General features: G+C 43.5%; 12 protein-coding genes. 8 read left to right on the top strand and 4 right to left on the bottom strand.

Features of this window, described 5'->3' with window-relative positions:
• The first annotated feature begins 3 nt into the window (after window positions 1-3).
• The 3 genes from G9X62_RS06075 (at window position 4) to G9X62_RS06065 (ending at window position 1,625) form a co-directional block, all read left to right on the top strand.
• Window positions 4-387, top strand: a complete 384-nt coding sequence (locus G9X62_RS06075) for a Dabb family protein (RefSeq protein WP_223129856.1) — start codon at window positions 4-6, stop codon at window positions 385-387.
• Window positions 388-1,005 (top strand): DUF1835 domain-containing protein, encoded by a 618-nt coding sequence (locus G9X62_RS06070; RefSeq protein WP_223129855.1) that lies wholly within the window; start codon window positions 388-390, stop codon window positions 1,003-1,005. It abuts the gene before it with no gap.
• A 110-nt stretch (window positions 1,006-1,115) separates the two neighbouring features.
• Window positions 1,116-1,625 carry a nuclear transport factor 2 family protein gene (locus G9X62_RS06065; RefSeq protein ID WP_223129854.1) on the top strand — a complete coding sequence of 170 codons (510 nt, stop codon included), beginning with the start codon at window positions 1,116-1,118 and terminating at the stop codon, window positions 1,623-1,625.
• Between the two features lie 39 nt (window positions 1,626-1,664).
• Here G9X62_RS06065 and G9X62_RS06060 read toward each other — a convergent pair whose 3' ends face one another.
• Window positions 1,665-2,120: a hypothetical protein gene (locus G9X62_RS06060; RefSeq protein WP_223129853.1), complete on the bottom strand. Its 456-nt coding sequence runs from the start codon at window positions 2,118-2,120 to the stop codon at window positions 1,665-1,667.
• Between the two features lie 107 nt (window positions 2,121-2,227).
• Between G9X62_RS06060 and G9X62_RS06055 the strand changes: the two genes are divergently transcribed.
• On the top strand, window positions 2,228-5,728 hold the full coding sequence (locus G9X62_RS06055; protein WP_223129852.1) for an alpha-L-rhamnosidase: 3,501 nt from the start codon (window positions 2,228-2,230) through the stop codon (window positions 5,726-5,728).
• Here G9X62_RS06055 and G9X62_RS06050 read toward each other — a convergent pair.
• Both G9X62_RS06050 and G9X62_RS06045 read right to left on the bottom strand, forming a co-directional pair.
• On the bottom strand, window positions 5,725-7,368 hold the full coding sequence (locus G9X62_RS06050) for a carboxylesterase/lipase family protein (protein WP_223129851.1): 1,644 nt from the start codon (window positions 7,366-7,368) through the stop codon (window positions 5,725-5,727). The genes G9X62_RS06055 and G9X62_RS06050 overlap by 4 nt on opposite strands.
• 28 nt (window positions 7,369-7,396) lie before the next feature.
• Window positions 7,397-10,135 (bottom strand): DUF7133 domain-containing protein, encoded by a 2,739-nt coding sequence (locus tag G9X62_RS06045; RefSeq protein WP_223129850.1) that lies wholly within the window; start codon window positions 10,133-10,135, stop codon window positions 7,397-7,399.
• Window positions 10,136-10,259: 124 nt separating this feature from the next.
• Between G9X62_RS06045 and G9X62_RS06040 the strand changes: the two genes are divergently transcribed.
• A complete protein-coding gene (locus tag G9X62_RS06040) occupies window positions 10,260-12,116 on the top strand; it encodes a sialate O-acetylesterase (protein WP_223129849.1) in 1,857 nt (618 codons plus the stop codon).
• 6 nt (window positions 12,117-12,122) lie between these two features.
• On the opposite strand, the gene G9X62_RS06035 is transcribed toward G9X62_RS06040, so the two are convergent.
• A complete protein-coding gene (locus G9X62_RS06035) occupies window positions 12,123-12,797 on the bottom strand; it encodes a TetR/AcrR family transcriptional regulator (protein ID WP_223129848.1) in 675 nt (224 codons plus the stop codon).
• A 132-nt stretch (window positions 12,798-12,929) separates the two neighbouring features.
• On the opposite strand from G9X62_RS06035, the gene G9X62_RS06030 reads away from it, so the two are divergent.
• The 3 genes from G9X62_RS06030 to G9X62_RS06020 are packed head-to-tail and all read left to right on the top strand — an operon-like array spanning window position 12,930 to window position 17,221.
• Window positions 12,930-14,558: a peptidase domain-containing ABC transporter gene (locus G9X62_RS06030; RefSeq protein WP_223129847.1), complete on the top strand. Its 1,629-nt coding sequence runs from the start codon at window positions 12,930-12,932 to the stop codon at window positions 14,556-14,558.
• Window positions 14,545-15,843, top strand: a complete 1,299-nt coding sequence (locus G9X62_RS06025) for an HlyD family secretion protein (protein ID WP_223129846.1) — start codon at window positions 14,545-14,547, stop codon at window positions 15,841-15,843. The genes G9X62_RS06030 and G9X62_RS06025 overlap by 14 nt, the downstream gene beginning before the upstream one ends.
• Window positions 15,833-17,221 (top strand): TolC family protein, encoded by a 1,389-nt coding sequence (locus G9X62_RS06020; RefSeq protein ID WP_223129845.1) that lies wholly within the window; start codon window positions 15,833-15,835, stop codon window positions 17,219-17,221. The genes G9X62_RS06025 and G9X62_RS06020 overlap by 11 nt, the downstream gene beginning before the upstream one ends.
• The last annotated feature ends 3 nt before the right edge of the window (window positions 17,222-17,224 follow it).

The following is a 17,224-nucleotide window of genomic DNA, read 5'->3' as shown; positions in this document are numbered from 1 at the left end:
ACTATGAAAAGACGTCACTTTCTTGCCTCTGCGGGCTTACTAGCGAGCACAGGAACAACAGCTAAAGCAGCTGCAAAGAAACCCTTATTACACCACGTATTTTTTTGGCTAAATAATCCGAATTCTGAGGAGGATAAGCAGCAATTAATCAAAGGATTGAAGGCACTGAAAGGCATCCCTACGATCAAGGAAATCCATATCGGAACCTTAGCCTCTACCGAAAAACGCGAGGTGGTGGACACGAGTTGGGATGTGTCAGAATTGATGTTCTTCGATGATGAAGCAGGCCAAAAAGTCTACCAAGATCATCCGATCCACGTCGATTTCGTGAAGAATTATGCACATTTATGGAAGAAGGTCATCGTGTATGATTCGGTGGATGCATAGATGAAAGTGCACATTTTAAATGGGGATTGCCTGCAATCAACTTTGCAAGCAGAAAACCCAATTATTATGCGAGAAATGCTGATAGAGGGGCCGCTTGGGGCGGCATCCCTTGAGGCATTTTTTCGCCAAAGAGCCCTCTATTTAGAAAAAACCTATACCATTTCGCAGGAAGAGTACGCCCAAAAAACGGTTACGGAAATTGAAAAAATGCAACAAATCCCTGACCATTCAGAGGTCAATTTGTGGTTCGATTATGACCTATTTTGTTTCGTAAATCTGCTGTTTATTATTCAATTATTAAGTCAAAATAAAACACTAAAACTCTTTCTCGTTCGGCCACTTCGCGAGCCGAGGTTTCGGATTTGGCGAGGATTCGATGGGCATAGCCAGACTGAATTAAAGCAGGCTTTTTCTCAACGAAAAAAGATTGGATCAAGTGATTTACACTTTATGTATTTCCTTTGGAATCGTCTAGGAAAAAAGAACGGACTCCCAGATCACGTGTTATTACCCTTCTTATCAAAACACCTTAATGATTACGGAAGTTGGCAAAATTCATCGGTGGTGAGGTCCCGATGGGGCTTAACGGGGGAGCAAGCGGCCCGGATTGAAAAATAGAATTTGTTCCCAAATCCGTAAACGGAACAAAAGCGACTCCTTACCCTGAGCGGGTGTTTTAATAATCCACTTTCTTTGGCAAAATTATTAACCCTTTAAAAACCAAAGAAATGAAAAAAATCATTCTATTATTCGTTCTAGCGGGAAGCATTTTCGCTTGTTCTAAAAAAGAAGAAGGCGCAGCAGATTCAGCTAGAGTGCCGGGTCAAAATGGTATCACGTTTGACAGCACTGCTAACACGGATCTATTTAAAAAATCACTTAAGGCAATTGAGTCAGGAGACACAGCTGCCTACAGATCAACGTATGCTCCAGATGTTGTTTTTCACGACAACTTAGATTCTATGACATTAGACGCAAACATGGCGATGTTCAAAGCATTTGCGGATAAAGGCATTACAGTAAAAGTAGAATTGGGTCCAGTTTGGGAAAGTCAATATGACAAAGCGAACGAAAAAGGAATCACAAACTACGTAAGTGGTTACATGACTCTGATCCTTACAAAGGGAGATAAGACTGCTAAAACATTCATCCACACAGTAGATGCAATCAAAGATGGCAAACTAGTAGAAGAGTGGTCATTGTACGATAGAGCAGCGATGGCTGAAATTATGAAATAATTGATTTGGTGCAGCGTCCTGCGGACGCTGCACTTTTTTTTACTTCATTTTCCCGTACGGGATGGTGTTTACATACAGCGATAATTCTTTCGCTGCCTCTTTCATCAAAATCCAACGTTCTTGATTCGCTAACAACATGATAGAAATGTTGTCCGTTTTCTCGTCTTTCGAGATGTAATAATCTTTGCGAGTCTCACTATAATAAGCTGACTTATCTTCATTAGTCGTCTCCCGTGTTCTATTCAATAAATCATTATTAAAACGGCGGAATTTTTCTGGTGTATCTAGAGTTAATGTAAACCAAAGATCTCGAGTGCTCATAAAGGCCAGAGTCACCTCAAAGTGTTCTTTTCCATCGTCTGAGGTTACTTTTGAATAATTGACTTTACAATTTCCGTTGATGATACGCGCTTGAATTAGCTCTGTTTTAGGTTGTGCAAACGCGCTAAACGCGAACACAAATAACGAGATGAAACTGAGTGTTAATTTGCTCATATAGGATTTATTTTACGGCAAGGTAATAAAAATATTCTACCATCCTACTCTCCCCTAGGACACCGGCTTGCGTTTCTTTTCGTACATTCGAATGAAACCTACAACCTATGAAAAAGTCGATCCTAGCATCCCTGTTTTTTTTAGTCTCTTTAGGAGCACAAGCGCAGTTCTCCCTACAAAACTTACAAGTCGAATACCAAAAGGCTCCACTCGGGCTTGATGAAGCACATCCGCGCTTTTCGTGGCAGATGAATTCGACTGTTCGCAATGCAAAACAAAGCGCCTATCGAATCGTCGTACAGACAGAATCTGGCCAGACTGTTTGGGATTCCAAAAAGCAAAACACAGACATCTCAATAGGCATTCAATATGCCGGGGAAGCCCTACAAGCGAAAACGGGGTACCGGTGGACGCTGGAGGTTTGGGATTCTGCGAACAAGAAATCGACGTCGTTTTCCCATTTCGAAACGGGTCTAATGAACCCTTCGCTCGACGCTTGGAAAGGGGCAGATTGGATCGGATCCAATGACTTGAATTTCTATACCCATTACCTTTCGGTTTATAAATTTCAATACGATGTCCAAATCAATCAAGGCACGAAGGCGAGCTTTATTTTAGGGGCAAATGATCCCCGATTACAAAATCGCAATCTGAATATTCAGGATGTGGCTAGTGGTCCTAATCAATCCTATATCAAGCTGGAATTAGATATTTCAGAGCTATCAAAGTCGGATTCTGGACAAGCACTTTTACAAATTTATCGCGTGGGATACGATAAAAAAGACCGGGCAGATCAGGCATTTAAAAGCTTTAAAATTCCTTTAGCCATCATCAACGCAGCGAATCAATCTCAAAAACATACCGTATTTGCGGAATGCAATTTTGGGGTGTTTGATTTCTATATTGACAAGGTGGATAAGGAGCATAAAATCAATCCGACTCCTAAGAATGCGAGTCCGTATGCGGCTACCGGGGTGAACTTAAATCCGATAGGTGCTGGAAATAATTTTATCAGCTTCCCTATGCTTTCGGAAATTGGATTTTCGACTAATGAAGGAGAATCCGCCCGTTTCTCCGATGTAATCATCCGAAATTTTAGACTTCCATCGAATCCCTTATTCGAAGCTGAGCAGAACCCTGGATTGTGGAAAGGTGTACCCTTTGATGGCAAGGCTTTTAACGTTTCTGGGAAATTTAGTGTCGCTAATCCGAGCCGAAATGCAGCACCGATGTTGCGCACGGAATTTACAGCTGCTACTGGTAAAACCATTAAAAGTGCCCGCATTTATGCCACAGCACGTGGTATTTATGAGTTATTTCTAAACGGCAAACGCGTGGGTGACGAGTTCTTTAATCCGGGTTTGACGCAATACAACAAGACGCATACCTACCAGATTTTTGATGTGACTTCATTACTAAACAAAGGCAAAAATGCCTGGGGAGCGTGGTTAAGCGAAGGCTGGTGGAGCGGAAATATTACCTACAGTGGCGATAGTTGGAACTATTTTGGCGATCGTCAATCGCTGTTAGCCACGCTCGAAATTCGCTACACAGACGGCACAGAGCAAATCATTCAGACGAATCCAAACACCTGGAAATCATTCATAGATGGACCCATCCGCGTGGGAAGTTTCTTCCAAGGCGAGGTCTTTGATGCGCGAAAAAACGCTGATATCGAAGGTTGGTCAGCGACTCATTTCAATGATAATAACTGGAAGCCGGCTGCAAAAATCGGCTTAGAGGGGACGAGTTTCGCCCTGGATTACCAAGGAATGAAACTCGTGAATCACTTGGATGATCGCGTGACGGTGCAGCAAGTGTTACAGGCAAAATCTATCGCAGAGCCTAGAAAAGGGGTTTTTGTCTATGATATGGGCCAAAACATGGTCGGATTTCCTAAAATCTTTATCAAAAACGGAAAGCCTGGCCAGGTCATCACGATGCGTTTTGCGGAAGTTTTATACCCCGATTTAGCCGAATATGCCGGCCAAAAAGGAATGATCATGCTCGAGAATATCCGAGCGGCTTTGGCACAAGATATCCACATTTTAAAAGGTGGAGACGAATACATTCAACCCCGTTTTACATTCCATGGCTACCGCTACCTCGAAATTACGGGAATCGAACAAGCCCCGGAGTTGCCTCAAGTGGCAGGCATCGTGCTTTCCTCCGTGAAAAACATCAGTTCCTCTTACGAAACTTCGGACCCGATGGTGAACAAATTGTGGTCCAACATCACCTGGTCGATGCGTTCTAATTTCCTTTCGATTCCTACAGACACCCCCGCGAGAAACGAGCGAATGGGCTGGAGCGGTGACATTAATGTGTTCTCCAAAACTGCCACGATGATGGCGCCAGTGAACAACTTCATGCGCCGCCACTTACTAGGCATGCGGGATGTGCAGCGTGCCGACGGCCGATTCACAGATGTGGCGCCGATGGGCGGAGGATTTGGTGGAACCTTATGGGGCAGTGCGGGTATAGTGATTCCGTGGGAAACGTACTTGCAATATGGCGACAAAGCGATGCTGGCGGAACATTATCCGGCGATGAAACGCTATATGACTTTCCTAGATACGAAAGTGAAAGACGGCATTTTGAACGAAGGACCACTAGGCGACTGGTTAAGTCCAGAGGGAAATAAGAATGACAATACCTTGTTTTGGATGGCCTACCAAGCAGCAGATTTAGCGATTGTTTCGAAGGTGGCACGCGTATTAGGTTTCACGGCAGAAGCGGATGCGTATCTAACCCAAAGCGAAGCCAAAAAAATCGCCTTCAATGAAATTTACGTAGACAAAACCTCCTTTAAAACCATTAAATCTGGCGTAAAAACAGGCTTCATGGGACCGCCAAATGCGAATGCTGCGCCGGAAGCATCGGATAAAGGTCAATTAATGGACACGCAAGCGTCTTACGCGATTCCTTTGGCATTAAACGTCTTCAACGCAACTAATGCCCCTCACGCGCTGGCACATTTAGTCGAAACCATCACCCGTTCGAATAAAGACGATCAAGGCGAAGCCCGTCCACCCTATTCCTTGATGACAGGATTCATCGGGACTGCCTCTATTTCCGAGGCCCTTTCAGCAAATGGGAAACACGACATCGCCTACGGATTATTGACGACGAAAACCTACCCTTCCTGGTTGTATTCGGTGGCGAATGGGGCGACGAGTATTTGGGAAAGATTAAATTCGTATACGATTGAAAATGGCTTCGGAGGGAACAACAGTATGAACTCCTTCAACCACTATTCCTTCGGTGCCGTGGCGGCTTGGATGTACACGCATTCGTTAGGGATTCAACGTGATCCAGAAAGCCCTGGTTACCAACATTTCATTTTGCAGCCTACGCCAGATCCTACGGGTAAGATTTCGTATGCTAAAGGGAATGTAGAAACCATGTACGGTAACATCAAAAGTAAGTGGTCGAGGCAAGGAAATAAAACAACTTATCGTTTCTCTATACCGGCGAATACGTCAGCTCAGGTGAAACTACCTAAGGGCAAAATTGTGAATGTGGCAGTGAAAACAAACACCAACGCCGATCGAATAAGTTTCGAACTGGGCGCTGGTGTGTATGAATTTGTAGTGGAAGAAAATTAACCTAAGGCTTTCCTTGCCATGGCATCTGGATTATTCAAGAGTGCGCAAGCATCATCAAGAATCATCGTTTCGCCATTTTCCTTGGTGTAGGGCTTCCAATTAGGGAGGCCTCCACCATTCGGATTACCTGTTTTAATGAAGTTCAAGAAAGACTTGGCCATCTTAGTTGATAAAGCTCTTGGTCTTTTACCGCCTCCCGTATGTGTTAGCATCAGATCGGTATTATAGAACCAAAAACAGATGTCATCACAGTGGAACGCGCGCATTCTACCATCAAATAGTGGGGGTTGCCAGCCAAACCAAGACACGTAAACAGGCGCTTTGCGTTGAGATACTTTCGCATCCGCAGCAGCGATCGCTCCTTTTCTATTGGATAAGATCATCGCCCACACTTCTACTGGTTTTGCCTTAGGGAAGTTTTGGCTGTAAGCCTCCACAATTTTGCCCGCATCAGCACCAAAACGTGGCTTGATTTTCTCCACTACGCCTGCTAAAGTAATCTCTTCTAAACTCGCATCAGTGCGGCTAGGGCTAGCCTCATGGAAGGTTGTATTAATGATCAATGGAATGTCCGCTGAGAAATGATTCGGATCCGAGAAAAACGGTTGATCATTCATCGTCACCCCATCCGCTACCGGTGAAAATCCGCCACGTGAGATATTCATTTTCTTAGCTTCCTCGGCAAATTTTTCTACTGCACGAGTCGTGATGTCAATGTATTCTCTCCACGGAATTTGTTGTAATTTATCGATTTCACCTGGCTTCAAACCCGCTTCTTCCATCACCTTAAGGCCTAGCTTCTCCGCATAGTCTTTGTTTACACCGGTCAACGAAGTTCCACTCAAAGCCACTGCTTTATGAAACAATCCTTTTGCCGCTGGCATATTCAGTAAGGAAGTCACTTTAGCTCCACCGCCAGACTGGCCGATAATCGTTACGTTATTCGGATCTCCCCCGAAATTCGCAATGTTATTTTTCACCCATTCTAATGCAGCCACCATATCTAAATTGCCCACATTTCCTGAATGCGGATGACCTCCGGCTGCCTTTAAATGTGAATACCCGAAAGGTCCTAAACGGTGATTAATCGAACAGAAAACGATGTTGCCTAAACGGCTCAAATTCTCCCCGTGGTAACCATCTTGCTCGATAGCATTTCCATTCGTAAATCCACCCCCGTGTAACCACACAACTACCGGTCGCTTTCCTGAATCGATCGCAGGAGTCCATACATTTAATTTCAAACAATCCTCTGACACATCATCGTAATTCCAATGATCCACGAAAGAGGCATAAGCATTTGCATAACGCTTCTCCATAATTTGAGGAGCGGTGTTTCCCCACCAAACAGTGGGTTTTATATCTTTCCAGGGCTCAGGTTTAACCGGAGGCATGAATCGGTTTTTGCCAGAAGTATCAGCACCATAAGGAATACCCAAGAATTGATTAATTCCACGCAGCAAAAAGCCCCGTATTTTACCATATTCGGTATTTGCCACCGCAATGTTATCGCCGACAAAAAGAAGCTGGTCATCGTTGGATGAAGCAGCACTAGGCGAATTCAATGGGCTCGAACCCAGACTCAATGTGGCAGCTCCTAATCCAAGCGATTGGATAAAATTTCTACGATTTGATTTCATATATAAGCTTAAGTAGGTTTAAAAATTTTTACCTCAATCCAAAAATCTTCATCGATCGCATCGACCAAGGAGTTACATCATCCGATGATGCCGTGACTCCTTCGGCTAATTTTAAGCGCATAAACTTTGCACGCGTGGCTGGCAACGTGATGATGTTGTCGCCCTGCTTTCCTCTCACGTTCGCTTGAACCACCTTCCAATCTGATCCATTCGTCGAAGCCTCCACGGTTATATTCCGCGGATAGGTGTGCGTGTATTCAGGAGCTTCTCCTGCTTTCGGTCGTTGGCCTTTTTTAAATCCAGAATTAGAGGTAAAGTGGAATTCTGAGAAGGTAAATTCAGCGGGGAATTCCACTTGGAAAACCATGTCTTTCTCCTGCGTTTTTCCTGTCGACCAGCCCTCGTAATTGAAGGCACTTTTAGGCGAGGCATTCCCCCCTACCCGAGTCGATGCGGTGTGGGAGGCATAGAATTTCCAGCTTTGGTCCGGAACAAATTCCACTGGAACCTGCTTCATTAACGACTCGAATTTATACATCCCCGCCTGCTTGCTTGTGTTCGCCCGAATAGCCGCCACCTGCGCAGGACTCACAAAGGACGCATCGTTCGACAAGCCATTTCGGATATACGAAACCACGTCTGAAATCCACTGATCAGACTGCTCTTTCATGGATTGCATCAATCCCCCCGCATAGGTTTTCCCTTCGATAGAACCCTCTAAGCCGTGCAATAGAACGCGAACGGCATATTCCGGGTGTTGTTGAATGCGGTAAGATCCAGCCAAAGCCGGCGCCAATAACTTCCCATTTCCCATCGGCTTACCCATTCCATCATTGCCATGGCACTGTGAACATAATTCTGCGAATACTAATTCGCCACGCTCTAGAATTCCTTTTTGCTCTTTGCTTAATTCTGGTGCATTAAACGGTCCATTATTACGTGATTTAGGTGGCGTAATAATTTGCTCGCCTATCAACTTCACACCAGCTGATTTATTGGAAACTAAAGTCGTTTTGATGGAAGATTCGTGATTAGGAACCATCAAAAATTTCTGCGTAAATATCGCCTGCATCACCACTTCATTATCCGTGTCTTTCAAGGCTTTAGTGTATAAATCTGCTAGCCCTTTTTCGCCTGCTTTGTACAAGGTTTCTGAAGCCTTTAATGCTTGGATTCTAATGCGCGGATTTGCATCACTCGCAAGCTTAGTAACCGTGGAAACTTTTAATGCTCCTAAGCCTTCTAAAGTCCAAATCGCGTGAATTCGACCATTTACATTCGTCCCCTTTAAGGCCATTGCCGTCAAAGCTGGCACCACCGATTTATCATTGCGTTGTACTAACACTTGCTGCGCCATATCTTGCCACCAGCCATTCGGGTGATTTAAATAGGTCACCAAAGTAGCGGATTTATCATCGTACATTCGCGGTTGTTTCGTGTCGCGCTTGAAGCCCTCATGACTAACGCGCCAAATACGTCCCAAGCCCACCACTTTATCTAATTTATATTGCTCAATTTTCATCCTCAAGTAAGATCCCTTAGGCGTCCATTGTCCCTCCTGAATAATCCCGTGGTACATATCTACGATATACATCGTTCCATCTGGAGCAGTGGCCATATCGATAGGGCGGAACAAAGGATCGGTGGAGCGAATAAATTCTGATTTTTGATCCTGAAACACATTGTGCAATGTTGTCAAACCCTCTTTTTTCACGGGGTTAATTTGGCGGACAATACGAGCCACCGGCTCACCATAAAAAAGCTGACCGCGTAAGGAAGAAGGAAGGCGATCGCCACGGAAAATATCATTTCCGGCAGATCCGGTTACGCGATTTAGCGATCCATCTGGCTGGCGAATTTCATCCATTCCACCTTGCATATCCGACACTTTAACCGCCGCGCCATAAGGGACCACAAAACCGGGAGCTAGTTCATTAGGAACTTCGAAATTTCCGTATTGAATCGGGAATTGGAAGTGAGATGGAACGCCAGAAGCGCCGCCTTGAAAGTATAATTTTCCATCATCGTCTTGGGTGATTCCCCATTGGGCACGGTTTGCGCCCGTTTTTTCGCGGATTATTCCGCTAGGCGTTTCTCGGATACGGAAAGCATTATAGGTAGAGTAAAGCCAATTGTCCATCCCGTAAAATAAGAAGGCTTGCTGGTGCTCGACGTTACCAGAACGTCCGTATTTGTTTGTGAAAAACTCCTTTTTATCGGCCTTACCGTCGCCGTTCGTGTCGGTGTATTTATAGATATTATCTTGATCGGACTCCATCGTCAAAATACTGTTTTTGCCATAAGGCAAGACGAAACGCGGGAAGATTAAGCCATCCACGAAGGCTGTTCCCGTCTCGTAAATCCCGTCATTATTTTTGTCTTCCCAGCGAGAAATACGGCTGGTGGGTTCTAATTCGTTTTTGGAATCTGCATCTAACATGTACGACCTTAACTCCAAAACATACATCCGCCCATTCCCATCAAACACAATTTCCGCAGGCTGCTGAATCTGTGGCTCCGCTAAAACAGGCTGCATTTGATAGCCGGCAGGAAGTAAAAACTTCTTCAACTGCTCATCGATGGTCAAGGGTTGCACCGGCGCCTTGGGCGATAAATCAATCCCTTTCCAGTTCTCATCATTCGGATCTACCCCATCCGGAATTTTCAACGTATCTACTGTAGTAATACGAGAAGAGGTAGAATGAAAGGAGGCCAAAACAGCAAGCGTCAGCATCCCTGCCAAAGATAAAAGGGCTAATTTTTTCATAGGTTTAGATTTGTCTACAAGGAAAAAAGAATTTCACTGATATACAATAGGTTAAGCGGAATTATCAGGGCAGGTCATCCTAAAATGCAGAAATCCTTATCTTAGTACCACGATCTTTACCTCTATGAAAAAAATCTTCTTCCTTCTACTCAGCTTTACAGCTTTTTCAGCTGTCAAACTGCCCTCTTTAGTCAGCAACGGAATGGTGTTGCAACGCGACATGCCAGTGAAAATTTGGGGCTGGGCGAACCCTGGAGAGAAAGTTAACGTGACTTTTAAAGGAAAAAAGATACGTGCTATTAGTGATTCCAAAGGAAACTGGGCTTGTACCCTGCCCGCAACGCCTGCTGGCGGTCCCTATGAAATTACGATCAACGAAAAGTCGGTGAAAGATGTCCTTTTCGGAGATGTTTGGCTATGCGCTGGACAGTCCAATATGGTCATCAATATGGAGCGAGTGAAAGAGAAATATCCGGCAGATATTGCTTCCGCAAATAACTCACAGATTCGAAATTTCTTCGTTCCCACCGCCATCTCAAAGGTCGACGTTCGCTCCGATTTACCGACTAGCTCTTGGCTTCCGGTTACACTAGAAAACGTATTACAAATGGGTGCCGTTTCGTATTTCTTTGCACAGGATTTGTATGCCCAATACCGCGTGCCTATCGGAATTATTAATTCCAGTGTAGGCGGAACCCCCATCGAATCTTGGATTAGTGAAGCGGGTTTAAAAGAATTTCCGGCTTATGTGAAAGACACCACTCGTACGAGCGCGGTGCCGCCTGCTCCTAGAAAATCCATTGACCGTGGCTTAAGTGAAAAGTGGGAAAGCCCTAGCTATTCACCCAAAGGTTGGAAGCGCTTTTCGATCCCTGGTTTTTGGGAAGATCAAGGTTTAAGAGATTTGAACGGTGTGGTTTGGTTCAGAAGAGAAATCGATATTCCTGAGGCGTTAGAGGGTCAGCCTGCCAAACTATTTATGGGCCGCATCGTGGATGCAGACCAGGTATTTGTGAACGGAGAACAAGTGGGAAATATCACCTATCAATACCCGCCTCGCAGATATAACGTCAAAAATGGCCTACTGAAAGCAGGTAAAAACCTGATTGTCATTCGCGTCACCAACACGGCTGGGAAAGGCGGCTTTGTCCCTGATAAACAATATGAGCTGATTGTGGGCGATAAAACAGTCGATTTGCAAGGGGATTGGAATTACAAAGTGGGCGAGGTGTTCCCGCCGGTGGTTGAGAAGCCCGCTCCCTCTAATTTCACACCTACTGCGTTATACAACGCCATGATCGCACCTTTTACCTCCTATGCTTTGAAGGGATTTGTGTGGTACCAGGGCGAAACCAATGTGTGGAAACCGGAGGTATATCAACAGTTGTTGCCGGCCTTAGCCAAAGACTGGCGGACACAATTCCAGCAGCCTGACCTTCCCTTTTTATATGTGCAATTACCCGGCTTCCAAGACCGGACAATGCTCCCAGCAGAAAGTAATATGGCCGTTCTACGCGATGGACAATTAAAGAGTTTATCGATTCCGCGCAGTGGCATGGCGGTGACTTTGGACCTAGGCGAGTGGAATGACATTCACCCGTTGACCAAAAAACCGATCGGCGAACGCCTTGCGTTAGCCGCCCGCAAACTGGCCTACGGAGAGAACATCGTTTCATCCGGACCCATCTATGAATCAAACCAAATCGAAGGAAACCGCATCCGTATTCGCTTCCGTGAAACGGGAAGTAGACTCTCCATCAATAAAAAGGACGAAGATGAATTGACCTATTTTGCGATCGCAGGAAAGGACAAGAAATTCGTGTGGGCTAAAGCGATCATTGAACGAAACACGGTGGTGGTTTGGAGCGATGAAGTGCCAGAGCCTGTTTACGTTCGCTATGGCTGGGCGGATAATCCGGAGGGGGCTAATTTAATCAATGCGGAGGGCTTGCCGGCATCACCATTTAGGACGGATAATTAATCTGGCTTAAGCCTGCAAAGATTTGAACAATAAATCAGTCAAATACCGCTCGACAAATTCCGTTTTATTGTCTTTCCCTGCATCCGTTAATTTAGGCAGGTGCTGACTGAAAAAGAGCTGCGAATGCGCCGTTTCAATTAGTGTACTACTTAAAGAATGTGGAAATGCATAGGCTGAATTATGCGATTGAATCAATTCCGATATGCGTGCACAAAGGTCTTTATAAGGCTTAAATACCGCGTTTTCATTGATTTCTTTGACCTCTTTTACGAGGTAGACTTTGCTACTTTCGGTAATGACAATTTGGTGTAAATACTGCTTATTGTAATCTGATTGCCCTTCGCTCTCCTCCAATGGATGCGTTAACAACTCGACCAATCGTTCCAATTTTGCTTTCGAATTCGCCAAAGGCTGCAACTGAAACACCACCAAGTATTCCATGTAGGACCAATACCAATTCAAGATATACAACAACATCCGGTGTTTATTCTCAAAATAACGGTAGATCGACGCCTCCGTCGTGTTCATTTCCTTCGCTAATTTCTTGAATGTAAAATGTTCAAACCCCAAGGTATAAATTAGGTCAATCGCATTTTTTACAATCTGCTTTCCTAATTCCGTACTTTCTGGGTCCCGTAAATAGATCTTTTCGTTAACTTTAAAACTTAGTGAATAATCCATTGTTATACCTGTTGAACAAAACAAAGTTAATAATAGAATTGCTACCGCAAAAGATATTTTAACAATTATTAATAATAGCATTACTATTATATTAAAAAGTATTTATAGTTTTGCAGGAGAAAACGAATTGTTATGCAACAAAAAAGTCCATTGAAGCGAGTGCAAGCCCTGATTCAGGAACATAAAAAGGAGATCACATCGATCTACTTGTTTTCGATTTTGGGCGGTATTGTGAATTTGAGTTTGCCTTTGGGTGTACAAACCATCATTGGTTTGGTGATGGGAGCCACGATGGTGACCTCCATTTATGTGCTCATCTTTTTAGTTGTGCTAGGTGTTTTTCTGATGGGTTTGTTCCAAATCAATCAGATGAAAATCATCGAGTCGATACAACAGAAAATCTTCGCTCACTATGCCTATGAATTCGCTGATAAGATCCCGCAATTGGATTTAAAGCATATGGATAAATACCATATTCCTGAGAAGGTGAATCGGTTTTTTGATTCCTTGAATATTCAAAAAGGCTTCGCAAAACTACTTTTAGATATTCCAGTGGCGTCAGTACAAATTGTCTTTGGAATCATTTTATTATCGCTTTACCATCCTTTATTTATCATACTAGGGGTAATTCTGTTACTATTATTAGGCTTGATTTTGTATTATACTTCCCAAAAAGGAATCGAAACAAGTATCGAAGAATCAAACTATAAATACGGAGTGGCTGGATTTTTTGGAGAGATTGCTCGGACGATCAAGACTTTTAAATTTAGCCAAGGTTCTGACCTAAACTTCATCCGCACGGATGAAAATGTGAGCGGTTATTTAGGAGCAAGAACGAAGCATTTTCACGTGCTTTTATTTCAATATAAATCACTTCTATTTTTCAAAGTAGCCTTGACTACGTTGATGTTAACCTTGGGTTCGTATTTATTAATTAACCAGCAATTAAATGTAGGGGAATTTGTCGCAGCAGAAATCGTTATTATGCTAGTCATAGGTGCTGTAGAGAAGCTGATTACGAGCTTAGATAGTGCGTATGATGTGATTACTGGCTTAGAAAAATTAGCGAGTGTGACAGATAATCCATTAGAGTCAGGGGGGGATTTAGACCTAAATACACGTGTGGGATTAGAAATCGAAATGAAGAATTTCAGTTTTGAATTCGAAACTGGAAAGCCGGTATTAAACTCCATTAATTTGCACATTAATTCGGGTGAAAAAATTCAAATCACGGGGCCGGCAGGATCTGGAAAATCGATTTTAATGCGGGTACTAACGGGTAATTATATCGACTTTAAAGGTACCCTTTTAATTAATAAGGTTCCGATTAAAAACTACAACTTACAAAGCCTGAGAAAGCATACGGGGATATTGCTTCAGAACCAGGAGATTTTTGGCGGATCAGTGTGGGAAAATATTAGTTTAGGGAATAAAGAGATTAGTCCTTCGTTAATTTTAGCTACCGCGAATGAATTAGGATTTGCTGATTTTCTAAATCACTTCCCACTTGGATTTGATACGGAGATAGAGCCACTCGGCAAGAAAACTCCACAAACAATTGTGAGAAAAATTTTACTTCTACGCGCACTTTGTGGAGATAAACGATTGCTATTATTAGAAAATCCTTGGAATGGCCTAGAACCAGCTATTGCTAATCAAATCCAAACCTATTTAAAAAACCAAACAGCAACAGTTATTATAGCTACAAATGAGGATGCCCTTTTTGGCAAAAAAATAGAGATCAACAATGGAAAAGTTTAAGTCATTTAATCAGATTTATCTACGCGATAAAGGACCTGCGACGAAGCCTTGGTTAATCGGATTAGGCCTCATTTTATTGGGCGTTTTATTCCTTCCTTGGACGCAAAATATCCGTGCTAAAGGTCAAATCACCAGTCTGTACCAAGAGCAAAAGCCTCAAAAAATTTATAGCCCTATCGCAGGTAAAATCTCGCGCTGGTGGGTAAAAGAAGGAGACTTTGTGGAGCAAGGAGACACCTTAGCAAAAATCTCCGAGATCAAGGCTGAGTATTTAGATCCTAAATTGATTTCTAGAACACAAGAGCAACTGGATGCGAAGAAAGGGACGGTCTCTTTTTATGAGCAAAAAGTGAAGTCAACCGAGGATCAGATTGCGAATCTACGTTCATCCAAGGCTTTAAAACAGGATCAATTAACGAACAAGATCACCGCATTGCAGCAGAAGTTAACCGGAGAAAAAGCCGAACTAGAAGCAGCATCAAATGAGTATAATTTAGTCAAAGACCAATTCGAACGGAACCAAAAAATGTTCAAAGAGGGGTTGATTTCACAGACGCAATTCCAACAACGCAATGCGTCCATGCAGAACTCATTAGCTAAAAAAACCATCTCGGAAAACAAGGTAAATCAAACACTGCAAGAGATTCAAAATACGAAAATTGAATTGCGCGGAGTGGACCAGGAATACAGTGAGAAAATGAACAAAGCGGAAGGGGAAAAATTCCAGAGTTTAGGCATGATCGAAACCGGAAAAGGGGAAGTAGCTAAGCTAGAAAATCAAGTAGCTAGTTATACCATTCGTGACGGAATGTACTACATTTTAGCGCCTCAAAGTGGTCAGGTAATTAATGCGAAAAAGGCGGGTATTGGGGAGATTTTAAAAGATGGGGAAGAGCTTTTAACCATCGTTCCGCAAAACACAAATTATGCGGTAGAGATGTATGTCAGACCAGTCGATTTACCTTTGGTTTCTCCTGGACAAGAGGTCCGGTTTATATTTGATGGTTTCCCAGCGATTATTTTTGCGGGCGGATGGCCAGATCAAAGCTTCGGAACTTTCCCAGGAAAGATTCGTGCGGTGGAAAATAACATAGACGAGAAAGGAATGTTCCGCGTGATCGTAGTGGAAAATCCTAAAGATAAAAAGTGGCCTAAGCAAATTAAGATGGGTGCGGGTGCGCAAGGTATTGCCTTGTTAAATGATGTGCCGCTTTGGTACGAGTTATGGCGAAATATCAATGGCTTTCCAGCTGATTTTTATACCGTAAAAAAAGATGAAAAATAAACTATTTATCTTCTTGCTGATGAGCTTTGCAGGCTTTGCTCAAACGCCGGTATTATATCCAGAAGCGTTTTTGAAAATCGTGCAAACCTATCACCCGCTTGCCAAGCAAGCAAGCATTGGTGTGCAAAAATCAGAGGCACAAATCCTGCAAGCTAGAGGTGGTTTTGATCCCATCTTGAGTCACTACAGTACGCAAAAAACGTTTGACGGGAAGAACTATTACGAGTACCACGCACCCGAATTAAGCATCCCTACTTGGTACGGTATCGAATTGAGTTCTGGTATGGAAAACTTAGGAGGTTCACGCCTAAACCCAAGCCAAACCCTAGGTGAAACCAGCTACATCGGGATCAGCGTTCCCCTTGCAAAGAATCTATTCATGGATCAGCGCAGAGCAAGTTTACAACAAGCGAAGCTGATGAATAAAATGGCGATTCAACAACAAAGAAGCGCCTTAAATGACCTGTTCTCCGATGCGATGGCGTCCTATTGGAATTGGGTAAAAAGTGTGCGCGTTTTTAAAATCGTCGACCAAAATCGGAAGATCGCTGAAGCCCGCGTTTCATTTGTAAAACGGAGTGTAGAATTAGGCGAAAGACCCGCAGTAGATACGCTCGAGGCGACCACGCAGCTCCAGTTTTTTGACAATCTATACCAGGCAAAATGGGTAGAAAGAGAAAATGCGCGATTGTCTCTTTCTGTCTACTTATGGCAAGAGAATAACACCCCGCAGGAGTTGCCTTCAGAGGTGCAACCTGCAGAAGTAACGAATGAATTCGCTTGGATCGCGGACCTTGATTTAAACCTTTCTTCCTTGCTAGAAAAGGCCTATGCAAACCATCCAGATTTAAGCGCTTATCAATACAAAATCGAGGGCTTGCAAGTGGAGAAGAAATTGAAATTCCAAAGCCTATTGCCTAAACTAGATGTAAGCTATAATGCCTTGTCCAAAGGCCTCACGCCAAGTCTGGAGACGCGCCCCTTGTTCGAAAATAATTATCAGTATGGCTTCAAATTTGAAATGCCCCTACGCCTCTCGAAAGGTAGAGCGGACTACGCATTAGCTAAACTAAAAATACAGGAAGAATCCCTAAATTTAGCGCAGAAAAAGCAACAAATTCAGGTAAAAGTTAGCTCGTATTTTAACCAAGTGGAAGCCTTGAAAAAGCAGATCCAAACGCAGGAAAAGGCTTTACAAAACTACCAAGCACTTGTGAAAGCAGAAGAAACCCGTTTTGCACAAGGGGAATCTTCTCTCTTTTTAATCAACAGCCGCGAAACAAAAGCGATGGAAGCGGCAGAGAAATTAACGGAGCTAAAAGCCTATCTATTTAAAACGATCTATGCGTTACAGGCAAGTGCGGGGGTATTAATTTAGGAT

Source organism: Aquirufa lenticrescens (genome assembly GCF_019916085.1).
GTDB lineage: Bacteria > Bacteroidota > Bacteroidia > Cytophagales > Spirosomataceae > Aquirufa > Aquirufa lenticrescens.
Note: the sequence above shows the minus strand (reverse complement) of the source record. Positions and strands in the feature narration are given on the sequence as shown.